The sequence below is a fragment of the Gordonia terrae genome, assembly GCF_001698225.1.
Classification (GTDB): domain Bacteria; phylum Actinomycetota; class Actinomycetes; order Mycobacteriales; family Mycobacteriaceae; genus Gordonia; species Gordonia terrae.
On sequence record NZ_CP016594.1, the window covers coordinates 4,040,722 to 4,054,525 of the forward strand.

Sequence of the window (13,804 nt, forward strand, 5' to 3'; positions counted from 1 at the left end):
GCGCGAGCGTGTGGATGTGACGACGGCGGTGCTCGCGAGTGATCTCGCGGGACCTGCGAGTTCTTCGCGATACCCGGTCACATCCCCGGTGCCACTACGACATATGCGCGTGCACTTTCGAGCCTTCCTCGTGCGCGCACCGAAACACATCGCGCGCAGACCGGCCCAGAAAGGCATACAACCGCACATGAGCGATTCCGCCGTGCAGACGACCATCGTCGACGACACCCACACCGCGCCCACCTTCGCCGAACTCGGCGTCGACGAGCGTATCGTCTCGGCCCTCGCCGCAGACGGCAAGACCCACACCTTCGCGATCCAGGAACTGACCCTGCCGCTCGCGCTCGAAGGCCACGATCTCATCGGTCAGGCCCGCACCGGCATGGGCAAGACCTTCGGCTTCGGCATCCCGCTGCTGCATCGCCTCGCACATGCCGAGGAGACCGGGGTCCGTCCGCTGGACAACACCCCCCGCGCGCTGGTCATCGTGCCCACGCGTGAGCTGTGCGTGCAGGTGACCGGCGACCTCCAGGTGGCGGCGCCGTCGCTTGAGGTGACCTTGGCCGACGGGCGCAAGCGCCCGTTGAAGGTCACCTCGATCTATGGTGGCCGCCCCTACGAGTCCCAGATCGCCGAGCTGCAGTCCGGCGTCGACGTCGTGGTCGGCACCCCGGGTCGTCTCCTCGACCTCGCCCAGCAGGGCCATCTCGTCCTCGGCAAGGTGTCGATACTGGTCCTCGACGAGGCCGACGAGATGCTCGATCTCGGCTTCCTGCCCGACATCGAACGCATCATGTCCGCGCTGCCGACGCCTCGTCAGACGATGCTGTTCTCGGCGACCATGCCCGGCCCCATCGTCACCCTGGCCCGTACCTTCCTGAACCGGCCGACCCACATCCGGGCCGAGAACGCCAACGATTCAGCAGTCCACGATCGCACCAAGCAGTACGCCTACCGCGCACACGCGCTGGACAAGGCCGAACTCGTCGCCCGCATCCTCCAGGCCGACGGCCGCGGCGCGACGATGATCTTCACCCGCACCAAGCGCACTGCGCAGAAGGTCGCCGACGACCTCGCCGAACGCGGCTTCAAGGTCGGCGCCGTCCACGGCGACCTCGGCCAGGTCGCCCGCGAGAAGGCACTCAAGCGGTTCCGCGACGGCACCATCGACGTGCTGGTCGCGACCGACGTGGCCGCCCGCGGCATCGACATCGACGACGTCACGCACGTCATCAACTACCAGTGCCCCGAGGACGACAAGACCTACGTGCACCGCATCGGTCGTACCGGTCGCGCGGGCCGCACGGGTATCGCGGTGACCCTCGTCGACTGGGACGAGCTGCACCGTTGGGAACTCATCGACAAGGCGCTGAACCTCGGCATCCCCGACCCGCCGGAGACCTACTCGACGTCGGAGCACCTCCGCTCGGATCTGTCGATCCCCGAGTCGAAGACCGGTCGTGTCGCCGCGCCCAAGCCGCCGCGTGATCCCGACGAGACCAGGGAGACGCGCGCGGACCGCGAGCCCCGCAAGCGCTCGACCCGCACCCGCCGGCGCACCCGAGGTGGGCAGACGGACGGCGACACGGCATCGGTGGCGTCCGGTACCGAGTCCACCTCGACCGAGTCCGCCGGCTCGGCCGACGCGGCACCCGCCGACGCCGGCAGCCCGGCCGGTGACGGCACCTCGAAGCCGCGCCGCCGCCGTCGTCGCCGCGGGGGCGCCAACCGCACGCCCGCCGGCGACCAGACCGCGTCTTCCGGCAGCGAGGCGAGCGCCGAGTCGTCAGCGGCCGTCGCCGACTGACCTGACCCACGTGGCACGAGTCCGGCCCGAACGGCGCCGCCCGATCGACCTCGCGGTCACCGCGGCCATCCTGGTCGTCGTCGCAGCCCTCTGCGTCACCGCCTGGGCGCTGAGCCCGGTCCGTCACACGACCAGCGTGCAGGCCCAGGCCGAGCCCGCCGCGATCGAACCGGCGAAGGCCGTGCCGGAGCGCTTCGTCGCCCGCTGGCAGGCCGACTCCGACGCCACCACCGTCCCGGCCGTCGGTACTTCGGTCGTCGTCACCGGCAACGGTGGCCGGGTGGTCGGGCACGACCCGTCGACCGGACGCGAACTCTGGTCGTACAGTCGCGATCTCGATCTGTGCACCGTCGGCACCGCCTGGACCGCGAGCTCGGACCTGGCGCTGGCGGTGTACCGCAACAGCCGCGGATGCTCGGAGGTGACCGCACTGGACGCGGGCACCGGGGGGCGTGCGGGTGCCCGTACCAGCGACGCCGACCCACAGATCCGGCTCGTGACCGACTCGGGATATGCCGTCGCGCAAGGCTCCCGGCGGATGGAGACGTGGGGGTCCAACCTCGTCCGCGGCATCGAGTACGGACGGGTCGAGGCACCTGTTCGCCCGGAGGACGCGCCCGACCGTGCCGACTGCGAGTTGTTCTCGTCGGCGGTGTCCGGTGATCGCGTCGCCGTCGTCGAACGCTGCGCCGACGATCCCGGGTATCGGCTGACGGTCCTCGGCGCGGTGCTGGGGAACGACGAGAACGTCGAACAGTACGGGTCGTCACTGATCACCGGCGACGTGAGCGGCCCGCCACCGACACTGATCGCGATGTCGTCCTCGGGGATCGCCGTCTACGACGGCGGGGCGGCACCGGCCGAGCCCCCGACGATCGGCGCGGAGAGCGGCCCGGCGATCCGGCGCTTCGACACCGACGGCGTCGCGGCCGGGACCAACACCGTCGCCGGCGACGCCACACCCCCGGCGGGGAGTGTCCCGATCTCCTCCGACGGGGTGGTCACCTACTGGACCGGCAAGGCGACGGTCGTCCTGAACGCGCAGACGCTCAACCCGATCTATCAGGTTCCGGGCACTCTCGGACCCGGCCAGGTGATGGCGGGACAGCTCCTGTTGCCGAGCGCGACCGGGATCAGCGTCCGCGACGTGGCGACCGGCCGTGAGATCCGGTCGATCCCGTTGGCACGGACCGCACCGGCCGCGCCGGTCGTGAGTCTGCGGGTACTGGGCGACGTCGTGGTCGAGCAGCACGGACCGCGCGTCGAGGCCTTCGGCCCGGGCTGACCGGCAACCGCAGACCGCCGACGCCGGGCCTCAGACCTGGAAGGTGCCGACCTTCTCGCCGGCCTCCCAGTGCTTCCACAGATTCTCAGCTAGAGCGCGATATGCCGTGGCGCCCTTGTTCTTTCGACCCCGCATCACCGAGGTTCCGGATGCCGAGGCCTCCGCGAAACGCACGGTGCGCGGGATCGGCGGGTCGAGCACGGGCAGATCGTAACGATCGGAGACGTCGGCGAGCACGTCGCGGCTGTGCGTGGTGCGGGCGTCGAAGAGAGTGGCCACCGCGCCCAACATCGTCAGATTCGGGTTGGTGATCTGCTGGACCTCGCGCACGGTGCGCAACAGCTGCCCGACGCCACGATGGGCGAGCGTCTCGCACTGCAGCGGCACGATGACCTCGTCGGCCGCGGTCAGACCGTTCAGGGTGAGCACGCCGAGCGACGGCGGGCAGTCGACGATGACGACGTCGAAGTCCTCGGCCACCTCTGCGAGCGCCCGCTTGAGCGCGTACTCCCGCCCCGGCCGCATCAGCAACAATGCCTCGGCGCCGGCGAGATCAATGGTTGCCGGCAACAGCGTGACCTTGTCCTCGGTGTCGAGCAGGACGTCGGCGATCTCCTCGTCACCGAGCAGCACGTCGTGGACCGAGGAGCTGAGCTGGTCGGGATCGTGCCCGAGCGAAAAGGTGAGACAGCCCTGGGGGTCGAGGTCGACGACGAGCACCGAGACGTCGAGATCGGCGAGGGCGGCCCCGAGGGACTCCACCGTGGTGGTCTTGGCGACCCCACCCTTCTGGTTGGCAATCGCGAGGATGCGCGTCATGCGCCCTACTGTACGACCGCCCGGGCCGGAACCGTCGGGTAAGACCCCCGGCGGTTCGACCCTCAGGCGCCGGGCTCGGGCCCCTCGGCGAGCCAGCGCACCGAGGGCGGACTGAAGAGCATCACGAGGGCGGCGAGGGCCGCCAACGCCAACGGGACCGCGAAGACGGCCCACCCGCTGGTGAAGATGTAGTAGGACACCGGCAGGAGCAGGATCTGCGCCATCATCGCGATCGTGCGACCCCACCGCCGGCCGGTGAGCAGTGCGAGCCCGCCGAGCAGGACCCCGCCGCCGATGATCCCGAACCATCCCGCGGTGCCGTACCCGCTGATCGCCGCCTCTTCGTGTCCGGCTAGGCCACGGACCACGAGAACCACCGCGACCAGGACTCCGGCCAGCCCTTCGATCGTGGTCACCGCACCGGCGATCTTGATCTGGCGCGGAGTCACCGACGGATCGGTGTCGGGTTCCGGACGGCCGCTGTCGGTGCTCACCGCCCCAGGATATTTGGTGGGCTCGCGCGCACCGCCGGGGGTCCTCACACGAGCGCGATCACACCTGTCCGCACGAGCGCGATTACGCGCGGGCGGGCCCGACCCCATATCCTCGGGTGTCGTGCGCGTCATGCTCATCGTCAATCCGTTCGCCACCGCGACCAGTCCCGCTGGACGCGACGCACTGGCGCACACCCTGAGCGCGCACTTCCACCTCGACGTCGAGCTGACCACCCACCGCGGACACGCGTTCGAACTCGCCGCGCGCGCCGCTGCCGAGGACTTCGACACCGTGATCGTGCACGGCGGCGACGGATCGGTGAACGAGGCCGCCAACGGTCTCCTCGACCCGCCGTCGCGCAGCGACCCCGACCGGGGCCGTCCCGCACTGGCCGTGATCCCCGGCGGCAGCGCCAACGTCTTCGCCCGCACGCTGGGAATCGACCCCGACCCGCTGCTCGCGACACAGCAGATCATCACCCTCCTCGACGCAGGAGAGAGTCGCCGGATCGGACTCGGTCACACCGACGACCGGTGGTTCCTGTTCAACACCGGCATGGGCATGGACGCGGTGGTCGTCCACGCGATGGAGGACAAGCGCCACGCGGGCAAGACGGCGACCCCGGCCCGCTACCTGTGGACCACGATCACCAGCTTCCTGAAACAGTCCGGCTCGTCGGCCACCTTCGACGTCGAGATCCCCGGGCGTGACCGGATCATCGGCGCCCGTTTCGGTTTCGTCTCCAACACCAGTCCCTGGACCTACCTCGGACCGCGGGAGATCCGCACCAACCCCGACACCGGGTTCCATACCGGCCTCGGCGTGTTCGTCGCGACCTCCACCGGCGTCCTCCGCAACCTCCCACTGGCGACCAAGCTCCTGTCCCAGGCAGATCCCAAGGCGCGCCATCTCTTTCGAGACGACGACGTCGACGAGGTGTGCTTCCACGCCGAGGCACCGATAGACGTGCAGATGGACGGCGATTACATCGGGGCGTTCCGCGACATACGGTTTCGGCATCGCCGCGACGCGCTGACCGTCATCGCACCGCCGATCAGCATCCCCGAGACCACGACGTAGGGCAGCGCGGCGACGACGAAGAGGCCGGCAGGCCCCAGCCACGCCGAGCCCAGAGCCCAGCCGGCGTACGCCAGGATCGCGACCACTTCCTCACCCATCCCGGCCAGCGACGTGACGGTGGCGCGCGAGGTCGAACTCAGCCGGTCCTGCAGTTCGGCGTCGGCGACGACCCGCGCCCAGCCCAGGACGCCGAATGCGACGGCGACGCCCAGCGCTGCCACCGGGTGCCCCCACAGCGCGGCTGCGATGAGCACGATCGCACCGAGCCCCACGGCGGGCGCGATCGCGGCAACCGACCGAAACCGGCCCGCGGCGAGCGCGCCCGCGATGTCGCCGACCGACACCACGATCATCAGCAGGGCGACCCCGCCCGGATCGGTGTGCCCCGACCCGCCCGCGTCGTCGCCCAGGAACGACCCGATCAGCAGCGGGAGGTATTCGTCGAGCGCCGCGACCCAGGTCAGGGCGACGCCCAGCAGCAACATCCGTCGCGCCACCGGTTGTGTCCGCAGCGACCGCCGGCCACTGCGGACGATCGCGTACCAGCCCGGGTCCGGTTCGCCGTCTGCGGACCCGAGGTCGTCGTGGTCCGGCCGGTTCCGGTCGGCGCGCGTCTCGGGCAGCATCGCCGACAGCAGCGAACACACCAGGCAGGCGACGACGCTCGCGACGCCGACCAGGCCATAACCACCCCAGGAGAACAGGGGCGCAGCCAGGGCGGTGCCGCCGATGACCCCGAGCGCCGCGGCCGCCCGCATGCGCCCGGACAACCGTACGTAGTCGTGCGTGCGGCCCAGTCGAACCAGTTCGTCGTAGACCAGGGCCTGGGTCGTTCCGGACCGCAGGGAACCCCCGAGTGCCCACAGCACGAATCCGGTGGCGAAGGAGAGGAACGACGGCGCCGCCGTCCAGAGCGCGAAACCCGAGGCGGTGATCATCGGACCGACGACGAGCAGCTTCCGCCGGGACAGGCGGTCGGCCAGCACTCCGGCGGGAACCTCGACGATCACCGACGACACCGACCAGATCACGAACAGGGCCGAGATCTCGGCGGGCCCGAGGCCGGCGCCCGGGACTGCGGGGTCGGCGAAGAGCACGGCGTAGAGCGGATAGAGCGGGATCAGGTCTTCGAGGAGGGCGGCACCCACTGCCGCGACGGTCAGCCTGCGGTGGGTCCGATCAAGCGGTGTGGATCAACATCGTCGGCGCATGTGGTGAAGAATACCCTCGCGCGTCCGGCCACGTCACGAGCTGTTTCACACAGGGTCGAGGTCGCGACCAGCAGAAAGTCGTCGACAGTACCGTCGCGAGACGAGTAGGCTACTACAAGGCCGTGAGACACACTGCCCGGACCCCCCTCCGGGGGGTCGGCGACCGAAGTGCTAGGCGAGCGACGTGATGTTGCCCACGTGTTAAGCAAACCCATTGACTTCGGCTCGATTCGTGAAAGTATTCACAAGCAACAACGCGGAAACATTTGGTGCGCCGCGTGAACTGAGAGTTACAGCCAACAATCACCAGCACGACGATCGAGTGGTGCAAACGCGCCCGAAGGAGTAGAGGAATGGACTGGCGTCACAAGGCCATCTGTCGCGACGAGGATCCGGAACTGTTCTTCCCCGTGGGGACCAGCGGCCCGGCCATCGCGCAGGTCGCCGACGCGAAGCTCGTCTGCGCACGGTGCCCCGTCACCGCCGACTGCCTCTCGTGGGCTCTCGAGTCCGGCCAGGATGCCGGCGTCTGGGGCGGCATGAGCGAGGACGAGCGACGCGCCCTCAAGCGCCGTACCGCACGTACGCGTACCCGGAGCAGCGTCTAGGCCTTCACCGGCCGGCCCTGTTCCGGATTCGAAGAAACCCGGCCCCGGCCGGGTTTTTTCGTGCTCGCGCTCGTCGCCTCCGGCCGAAGCCTCTGCCGGCCAACCGGGTTCGCGACCGGACCTCACGCGCGCAGCGGAATGTAGACACCCACTTCGGTTCCCACGCCACCGGGGTTGGCGCGGACCTCGAGCTCGCCGCCGAGTTCGATGGACACCAGCGTCTTCACGATCTGCAGGCCGAGGTTCTCCGAGGTCGTCAGATCGAACTGCTCAGGCAGCCCGGAACCGTTGTCACGGATCGCTATTCGTAGCCCACGCACATCCCGCTCGGCGACGACCGCGATCTCGGCGTCGTCGCGCGGAGCTCCGTCGAAGCCGTGTTCGATCGCATTCTGGATGAGTTCGGTGAGGACCATCACCAGCGGCATCGCGAGTTCGGCGGTCAGCACACCCAACCGATCACGGTGGCGCACAGCCACCCTCGCCTCCCCCGACGCGACATCGACCAGGATCGGTACGAGCCGATCGACGACCTCGTCGAGATCGACCTCCTCGTCGACACTGCCCGACAACAGCTCGTGGACGAGTGCGATGGAGGCCACTCGGCGGACCGCCTCGTTGAGGGCCTCCCGCGCGTCCGAGTTGGACGTGCGCCGCGCCTGGAGCCGCAGCAGCGCCGACACCGACTGCAGATTGTTCTTCACCCGATGATGGATCTCGCGAATGGTGGCGTCTTTGCTGATCAGGGCGCGGTCGCGCCGCTTGACCTCGGTGACGTCGCGGATCAGGACCACGGTGCCGGTGATCTCCCCACGCGGACGGAGCGGCACCGCGCGGATCAGGGCCGTGGCCCGTCGCGCGTCGGCCTCCACCCTCATCCCGATGTCACGGTAGGGACCGGTGGGCACCTCGGTCACGCCGGCCGCGATGTCGAGCATCAGGGCGACGTCGTCGGCTTCGAACGGCTCGGTGATGAGTTGCTTCACGACGTCGGAGAGGTGCGTGTGATTGAGTTCGGCGGTCCATCCCATCCGGTGAAATGCCGACAGCGCATTCGGGCTGGTGTAGGTCACCATCCCCTGGCCGTCCAGACGCACGAAGCCGTCGCCCGCACGCGGTGTCGACAGTCCGCGCGGATTGCCCTCCTCGTGCGGGAAGGTCCCATCCGCGACCATCTGACACAGGTCGTCGGCCGAATCCTGGTACGCGAGCTCGAGCGGCGACGGCAGGCGCGGGTGGGTCAGATCGACCGCCCGGGTGGCCACCGCGATCACTGCGCCGTCGTGGCCGACCGGGACGGCTTCCTGCCGCATCGCCGTCGCGCCGAACCAGGTCGGATCCTCGTCACGGAGGATCCGGTCGGAGGTGAAGGCGCGCAACACCTGCGGATGGGCGTCCGTGTCGATGACCCGGCCGACCTCGTCGGTCGGGAAGACCGTCGACGCGGTGTTGGGACGGCACTGGGCGACGGTGACCACCGCCCCGGACTCCGTGCGCACCGACAGCAGGAGGTCGGCGAACGACAGATCGGCGAGCAACTGCCATTCGGCGACGAGCCGTTGCAGGTGGGCAGCTGCCGAGTCGGACAGCGTGGTGTGTTCGGCGAGGAGATCGGAGAGGGTCGACATCTCAGGACACGGGGCGTCGAGCGGCCGGCGCGGGGCGCCGCTACTCGAAGACGGCGATCACATCGCCGGCCTGGATGACATCGCCGACCTCGACCTTGACCTCGGCGAGCGTGCCCGGCTCCTCGGCCAGCACGGGGATCTCCATCTTCATCGACTCGAGCAGGACCAGCGTGTCGCCGACCTCGATCTGCTCGCCCGCAGCGACGCGCACCTCGAGGACACTCGCGACGATCTCTGCCACCACGTCTTCTGCCATGCACCCAAATTAGCCCACGGCGCCCCGCCCGGAAGCTCCGGTGCCGGGGCGTGAGCGGAGGTGTTTTTGGCGCATGGGAGAATCCCTGAGACACTGTGATGTCCCGATCAGCAGGGATGTCCTCCCCGGCCGATGTCAGGGTTGTCTCAGCACTCTGTGCGAACCAGCACACGGGGCGAACCAGTACACGGCGGGCCCGCCCTCGGCGACGCCCGCCCCGCAATGAAGGAGATGCGTCATGGGAAAGCGCGGACGCAAGAAGCGTGCTCGTAAGAAGAACGCTGCCAACCACGGCAAGCGCCCCAACGCCTGATCACCGCTCACCGCGGTCTCGGCGAACGAGCAGCGAAAAACGCCCGGGTACGGCCATCAGGCCGCCCGGGCTTTTTCGTGTGCTCGTGGCGTCACCGTTCGGATTCGGTGACCTCGTGCACGATGACGGTCTTGCGGATCTCGATGCGCAGGCGATCCCGCAGACCCTGCGGGGCCTGATCGCCACCGCACTTGCGGTTGACGAGCGCCTTGAGCTGCTGCTCGATGCCATAATGCGCCAGGCAGGACGGGCAGGAGTCGAGATGCCCCTGGAGGCGTTCGCGGGCGTTCTGGTCGCACTCGTTGTCGAGCAGGAGCCAGACGTCGGCGATGACGGCGGAACAGTCGAGCTGGGTCAGCTCCGGATCGACGTCGCTCATCGGGCCACCTCCGCATCCGTCACGCGTGCGGAACGGTTGAAGCCGCGCTCGCGCGCGACGTCGGCCAGCAGCTCACGCAGCTGGCGACGTCCGCGATGCAGTCGGGACATGACGGTACCGATCGGGGTGTCCATGATCTCGGCGATCTCCTTGTACGGCAGGCCTTCCACATCGGCGTAATACACGGCCATCCGGAAGTCTTCCGGCAACTCCTGCAGTGCGGCCTTGATCTCGTCGTCGGGAAGGGCGTCGAGCGCCTCGATCTCCGCCGACCGCAACCCCTGCGAGGTGTGCTCGGCGGTCGCGGCGATCTGCCAGTCGGTGATCTCGTCGGTCGGGTACTGCGCGGGCTGACGCTGCTTCTTGCGGTAGCCGTTGATGTAGGTGTTGGTGAGAATCCGGTAGAGCCAGGCCTTGAGGTTGGTGCCCTCCCGGAACGAGGCGAATGCGGTGAACGCCTTGATGTAGGTCTCCTGGACCAGGTCCTCGGCGTCGGCGGGATTGCGGGTCATCCGCAGCGCGGCACCGTACATCTGGTCGAGCAGCGGCAGCGCATCGCGCTCGAACCGCTCGGTCAGCTGCTCCGGCGACTCGTTCGGATCGGCCCGGCGGGGCGCCTTGGCGGTCCCGGTTCGGCCGGTCTCGGACGACTCTGTGTCGGATGCTTCTGTGTCGGACACTACGATCCCTTCGATGGGAGGCATCACGGAGATGTTGTCGATCAAGCTTACCGACCCGTCCCCCACCGAGAGCGACCTCGGTTCGGTGCGCTGCGGGAGTTCCATCACGGCCGCGGTACTCATCTGCCTCCCGACCTCCTTCGTGTCCGTGTGCGTACGTCCGTTGTCCGAACAGTCCCAACAGAGCACGACCGGCGGTTTGTTCCCGGGTCGCCGTCGTGATCGCCACGCCCGGCCCACACCGGCGACGGGTCGCGTCCCCACGATGTCCCTGTCCACCACCACCAGGAGGTGACCGAACGATGGCGTCCACTCCGGCGATCGCCGCTCTCGAACGCGCTCGAATCGCCCACTCCGTGCATCGGTACGCACACGATCCCCGATCCGAGGCCTACGGTGCGGAGGCCGTCGCCGCACTCGCCGACGCCCTCGGCGTACGCGCCGAGCAGATCTTCAAGACGCTGGTCATCGAACTGTCCGGCGGTGAACGATCCGGTCTGGCGGTCGCGGTGGTCCCGGTGCCCGGCAAGCTCTCGCTGAAGTCGGCGGCGGCCGCGCTCGGGGCGTCGAAGGCGACGATGGCCGAGGCCAAGGCCGTCACCCGGACCACCGGTTATGTCCTCGGGGGCGTCTCCCCGGTCGGCCAGCGAACCCTGTTGCCCACCGTGATCGACTCCTCGGCGACGGCGTTCGACAAGGTGCTGTGCAGCGCGGGCAAACGCGGCCTCGAGATCGAACTCGCCCCGGCCGATCTGGTGACGATCACCGAGGCCGTTGTCGCCGACATCGCCGCAGGCTAGTCGCCCGCTGTCGCACCATTAGGGCAGCATGGACACCATGTGCGGACGCTATGCGGTGACCACCGACCCGGCGAAGCTGGCGGCAGAGATCGACGCCGTGAACGAGGTACCCGACCCCGCGGGTGAGGATTCCACCGATCTCGATGCCACTCCCCGGTCGCCGGGCGTGAACTACAACGTCGCACCGACGACGACCGTGATGACCGTCGTCCAACGACACTCACCCGGGCAGCCCGACGACGATCCGTTGTTGCGCATCCGGGCGATGCGTTGGGGCCTGGTGCCGCCGTGGGCCAAAGAGGTCGGGAAGGGGCCGCTGCTGTTCAACGCGCGCGCCGAGAGCGCAGCGGAGAAGAGTTCGTTCCGTTCCTCGGTCAAGTCGCGGCGTTGCCTCGTACCGATGGACGGCTGGTACGAGTGGAAGAAGGGGCCCGCCGACAGCAAGGGCAAGCCGACCAAGATCCCGTTCTACATGTCCCCGCAAGACGGAACCCGACTCTTCATGGCGGGCCTGTGGTCGGTGTGGCACCCCAGGACCGGCCCCGACTCACCCGATCAGCCCCCGCTGCTCAGCTGTTCCATCCTCACCACCGACGCGGTCGGCGACCTCCGCGATGTCCACGACCGGATGCCGCTGATCATGCCGTACGACAGCTGGGATGCCTGGCTCGATCCCGACGGCCGCGCACCCGACGACCTGTTCGCCCCGCCGGCCGAATCGCTGGTCGACGCCATCGCGATCCGCGAGGTCGCCCCCCTGGTCAACCGGGTCGCCAACAACGGACCCGAGCTGCTGAACCCTTCGTGACGCTCGCAAGCTCGCTCCTCAGGGAACGGTGGACGCTCGCAAGCTCGCTCCTCAGGGAACGTGGTGAGCGAGGTGTTCTCGTGAGCCATCAGCTGAACTCGTAGTCGCGCAACGGGAACGAGTTCATCTCGCGCAGGGTGCGCAACGTGGAGGCCGGACGCAGGAGCGTCGCCTCGCCGTGCTGGTTGAAGTAGTAGCTGCGCGAGGTCGCACAGTCCCCGTTGTAGAAGACCGAGGACTGCAGCCGGTCGGTCACCTCGTCGAGGAAGGCATCGTTGGCCGCCTCGGTGACCTCGAAGGTGTGCCGGCCGCGGCGTCGGAGTTCGCCGAAGAGGCGTGCGATGTGTTTCATCTGCCCCTCGATGGTCGTGAAGTACGACAGCCCGCTGTACGAATACGGACTGTTGAGGGACAACAGATTCGGGAACTTGGGGACCGTCACACCCTCGTAGGCCTGAAAACGGTTCTCGCGCCAGAAGTTCCCGAGGTTGCGTCCGTCCCGACCGATGATGTCGAAGGCCGGGAAGTTGACGTCCCAGAGGTTGAACCCGGTGGCGAGGACGAGGGTGTCGATCTCGGTGCGCGTGCCGTCGGCCGCGAGGATCGCATCGGCCTCGAGGCGGGCGATACCGCTGGTCTCCAGCGTCACGTTCGGCTTGGCGAAGCTGGCGAAGTAGGTGTTGGAGAAGGTCGGACGCTTGCATCCGAAGTCGTAGTCCGGCGTCAGCTTCCGCCGCAGTTCCGGGTCGTCGATCTGCGAGCGCAGGTGCGCCTTGGCCAGCCGGGCGGCCAACCGGTTGCCCGGCTTGACCTGCTTGAAGTGCAGGACGCCGAACACCATCAGCAGCTCCAGCAGCGACGAATTGACCAGTCGCGCAGCCCGTTGCGTGACCGGAATCCGCCGGAACAGCTGTTGCACGACCGCCGGGATCGCGAAATCGATCTTGGGGACCACCCAGATCGCGGTGCGCTGGAACACGGTCAGGGCGTCGGCACGGGCGGCGATCTCCGGGATGAGCTGCACGGCGGTGGCTCCGGTGCCGATCACCGCGACCTTCTTGCCCGTGAAGTCGAAGCCGTCCTTCCAGGCAGCGGTGTGCAGGATCGTGCCCGCGAAGTTCTTGATCCCGGGGAACTCCGGGACGTGCGGTTGCGACAGGAACCCCGTCGCGGTCACCAGATAGCGGGCGGTGCGCTCGCTCCCGTCACCGGTGCGGACACGCCACAGCTGATCGTCGGGGTCCCATGAGGCGGACTCCACGAGCGTCCCGAACTCCATGTGCCGCTTCAGGTCGTATTTGTCCGCGACGTGATGGGCGTAGCGCTTGAGCTCGGCGCCCGGCGCGAACAGCCGGGACCAGTTCGGGTTCGGTTCGAACGAATAGGAATAGGTGACCGAGGCGATGTCGACGGCCAGTCCGGGGTAGTGGTTCACGTGCCACGTACCGCCCAGGTCGTCTTCGCGTTCGAGGATCGCGATGTTGTCCAAGCCCTGGCGCTTGAGTTCGATCGCGGCGCCCATTCCGCCGAAGCCGGCACCCACGATCACGACGTCGAGTTCTGGTTGCATCCGACACCCCCAACTAGCTGTTCGGCGAACTTAACTGTTACCACCAGTTACTGTAACTCAGCACA

At 68.4% G+C, this 13,804-nt stretch carries 16 protein-coding genes; 8 read left to right on the forward strand and 8 right to left on the reverse strand.

Annotation, left to right across the window (positions count from 1 at the left end):
- The first annotated feature begins 187 nt into the window (after positions 1–187).
- Both BCM27_RS18160 and BCM27_RS18165 read left to right on the forward strand, forming a co-directional pair.
- Positions 188–1,807: a DEAD/DEAH box helicase gene (locus tag BCM27_RS18160; protein ID WP_004023444.1), complete on the forward strand. Its 1,620-nt coding sequence runs from the start codon at positions 188–190 to the stop codon at positions 1,805–1,807.
- A gap of 10 nt (positions 1,808–1,817) precedes the next feature.
- A complete protein-coding gene (locus BCM27_RS18165) occupies positions 1,818–3,092 on the forward strand; it encodes an Rv3212 family protein (RefSeq protein WP_033206065.1) in 1,275 nt (424 codons plus the stop codon).
- Between the two features lie 30 nt (positions 3,093–3,122).
- Here the strand turns inward: BCM27_RS18165 and BCM27_RS18170 are convergent, their stop codons facing one another.
- On the reverse strand, positions 3,123–3,911 hold the full coding sequence (locus tag BCM27_RS18170; RefSeq protein ID WP_004023446.1) for a ParA family protein: 789 nt from the start codon (positions 3,909–3,911) through the stop codon (positions 3,123–3,125).
- Positions 3,912–3,973: 62 nt separating this feature from the next.
- Positions 3,974–4,405 carry a hypothetical protein gene (locus tag BCM27_RS18175; protein WP_004023447.1) on the reverse strand — a complete coding sequence of 144 codons (432 nt, stop codon included), beginning with the start codon at positions 4,403–4,405 and terminating at the stop codon, positions 3,974–3,976.
- Positions 4,406–4,535: 130 nt separating this feature from the next.
- On the opposite strand from BCM27_RS18175, the gene BCM27_RS18180 reads away from it, so the two are divergent.
- Entirely contained in the window at positions 4,536–5,486 is a 951-nt protein-coding gene (locus BCM27_RS18180; RefSeq protein WP_004023448.1) for a diacylglycerol/lipid kinase family protein, read from the forward strand.
- On the opposite strand, the gene BCM27_RS18185 is transcribed toward BCM27_RS18180, so the two are convergent.
- Positions 5,390–6,634, reverse strand: coding sequence for an MFS transporter (locus BCM27_RS18185; RefSeq protein ID WP_004023449.1), 1,245 nt, complete (start codon positions 6,632–6,634; stop codon positions 5,390–5,392). The two genes, BCM27_RS18180 and BCM27_RS18185, sit on opposite strands and share 97 nt — an antisense overlap.
- Before the next feature lie 416 nt (positions 6,635–7,050).
- Between BCM27_RS18185 and BCM27_RS18190 the strand changes: the two genes are divergently transcribed.
- Positions 7,051–7,305: a WhiB family transcriptional regulator gene (locus BCM27_RS18190; protein ID WP_004023450.1), complete on the forward strand. Its 255-nt coding sequence runs from the start codon at positions 7,051–7,053 to the stop codon at positions 7,303–7,305.
- 122 nt (positions 7,306–7,427) lie between these two features.
- On the opposite strand, the gene BCM27_RS18195 is transcribed toward BCM27_RS18190, so the two are convergent.
- Both BCM27_RS18195 and BCM27_RS18200 read right to left on the reverse strand, forming a co-directional pair.
- Positions 7,428–8,933 carry a sensor histidine kinase gene (locus BCM27_RS18195; protein ID WP_004023451.1) on the reverse strand — a complete coding sequence of 502 codons (1,506 nt, stop codon included), beginning with the start codon at positions 8,931–8,933 and terminating at the stop codon, positions 7,428–7,430.
- A 40-nt stretch (positions 8,934–8,973) separates the two neighbouring features.
- The gene (locus tag BCM27_RS18200) at positions 8,974–9,189 is read right to left on the reverse strand and encodes a biotin/lipoyl-binding carrier protein (protein ID WP_033206071.1); all 216 of its coding nucleotides are present in this window, start codon (positions 9,187–9,189) and stop codon (positions 8,974–8,976) included.
- Between the two features lie 238 nt (positions 9,190–9,427).
- Between BCM27_RS18200 and BCM27_RS26350 the strand changes: the two genes are divergently transcribed.
- Positions 9,428–9,502: a 50S ribosomal protein bL37 gene (locus BCM27_RS26350; protein ID WP_369758845.1), complete on the forward strand. Its 75-nt coding sequence runs from the start codon at positions 9,428–9,430 to the stop codon at positions 9,500–9,502.
- Between the two features lie 91 nt (positions 9,503–9,593).
- On the opposite strand, the gene rsrA is transcribed toward BCM27_RS26350, so the two are convergent.
- A complete protein-coding gene (gene rsrA / locus BCM27_RS18205) occupies positions 9,594–9,881 on the reverse strand; it encodes a mycothiol system anti-sigma-R factor (protein ID WP_004023453.1) in 288 nt (95 codons plus the stop codon).
- Complete coding sequence (locus tag BCM27_RS18210) at positions 9,878–10,684, reverse strand: sigma-70 family RNA polymerase sigma factor (protein WP_033206094.1); 807 nt, start codon at positions 10,682–10,684, stop codon at positions 9,878–9,880. Before BCM27_RS18210 ends, rsrA begins: the two co-directional genes overlap by 4 nt.
- On the opposite strand from BCM27_RS18210, the gene BCM27_RS25900 reads away from it, so the two are divergent.
- From BCM27_RS25900 to BCM27_RS18220, 3 genes are read left to right on the forward strand one after another with little or no spacing between them, the layout of a single operon-like run.
- Entirely contained in the window at positions 10,575–10,856 is a 282-nt protein-coding gene (locus tag BCM27_RS25900; RefSeq protein ID WP_162180541.1) for a hypothetical protein, read from the forward strand. The genes BCM27_RS18210 and BCM27_RS25900 overlap by 110 nt on opposite strands.
- Positions 10,857–10,863: 7 nt before the next feature.
- Positions 10,864–11,361 (forward strand): Cys-tRNA(Pro) deacylase, encoded by a 498-nt coding sequence (ybaK, locus tag BCM27_RS18215; RefSeq protein ID WP_004023455.1) that lies wholly within the window; start codon positions 10,864–10,866, stop codon positions 11,359–11,361.
- Positions 11,362–11,398: 37 nt separating this feature from the next.
- Complete coding sequence (locus BCM27_RS18220; protein ID WP_033206098.1) at positions 11,399–12,169, forward strand: SOS response-associated peptidase; 771 nt, start codon at positions 11,399–11,401, stop codon at positions 12,167–12,169.
- An 88-nt stretch (positions 12,170–12,257) separates the two neighbouring features.
- Here BCM27_RS18220 and BCM27_RS18225 read toward each other — a convergent pair whose 3' ends face one another.
- Positions 12,258–13,739 carry a flavin-containing monooxygenase gene (locus BCM27_RS18225; protein ID WP_004023457.1) on the reverse strand — a complete coding sequence of 494 codons (1,482 nt, stop codon included), beginning with the start codon at positions 13,737–13,739 and terminating at the stop codon, positions 12,258–12,260.
- Positions 13,740–13,804: the final 65 nt, after the last annotated feature.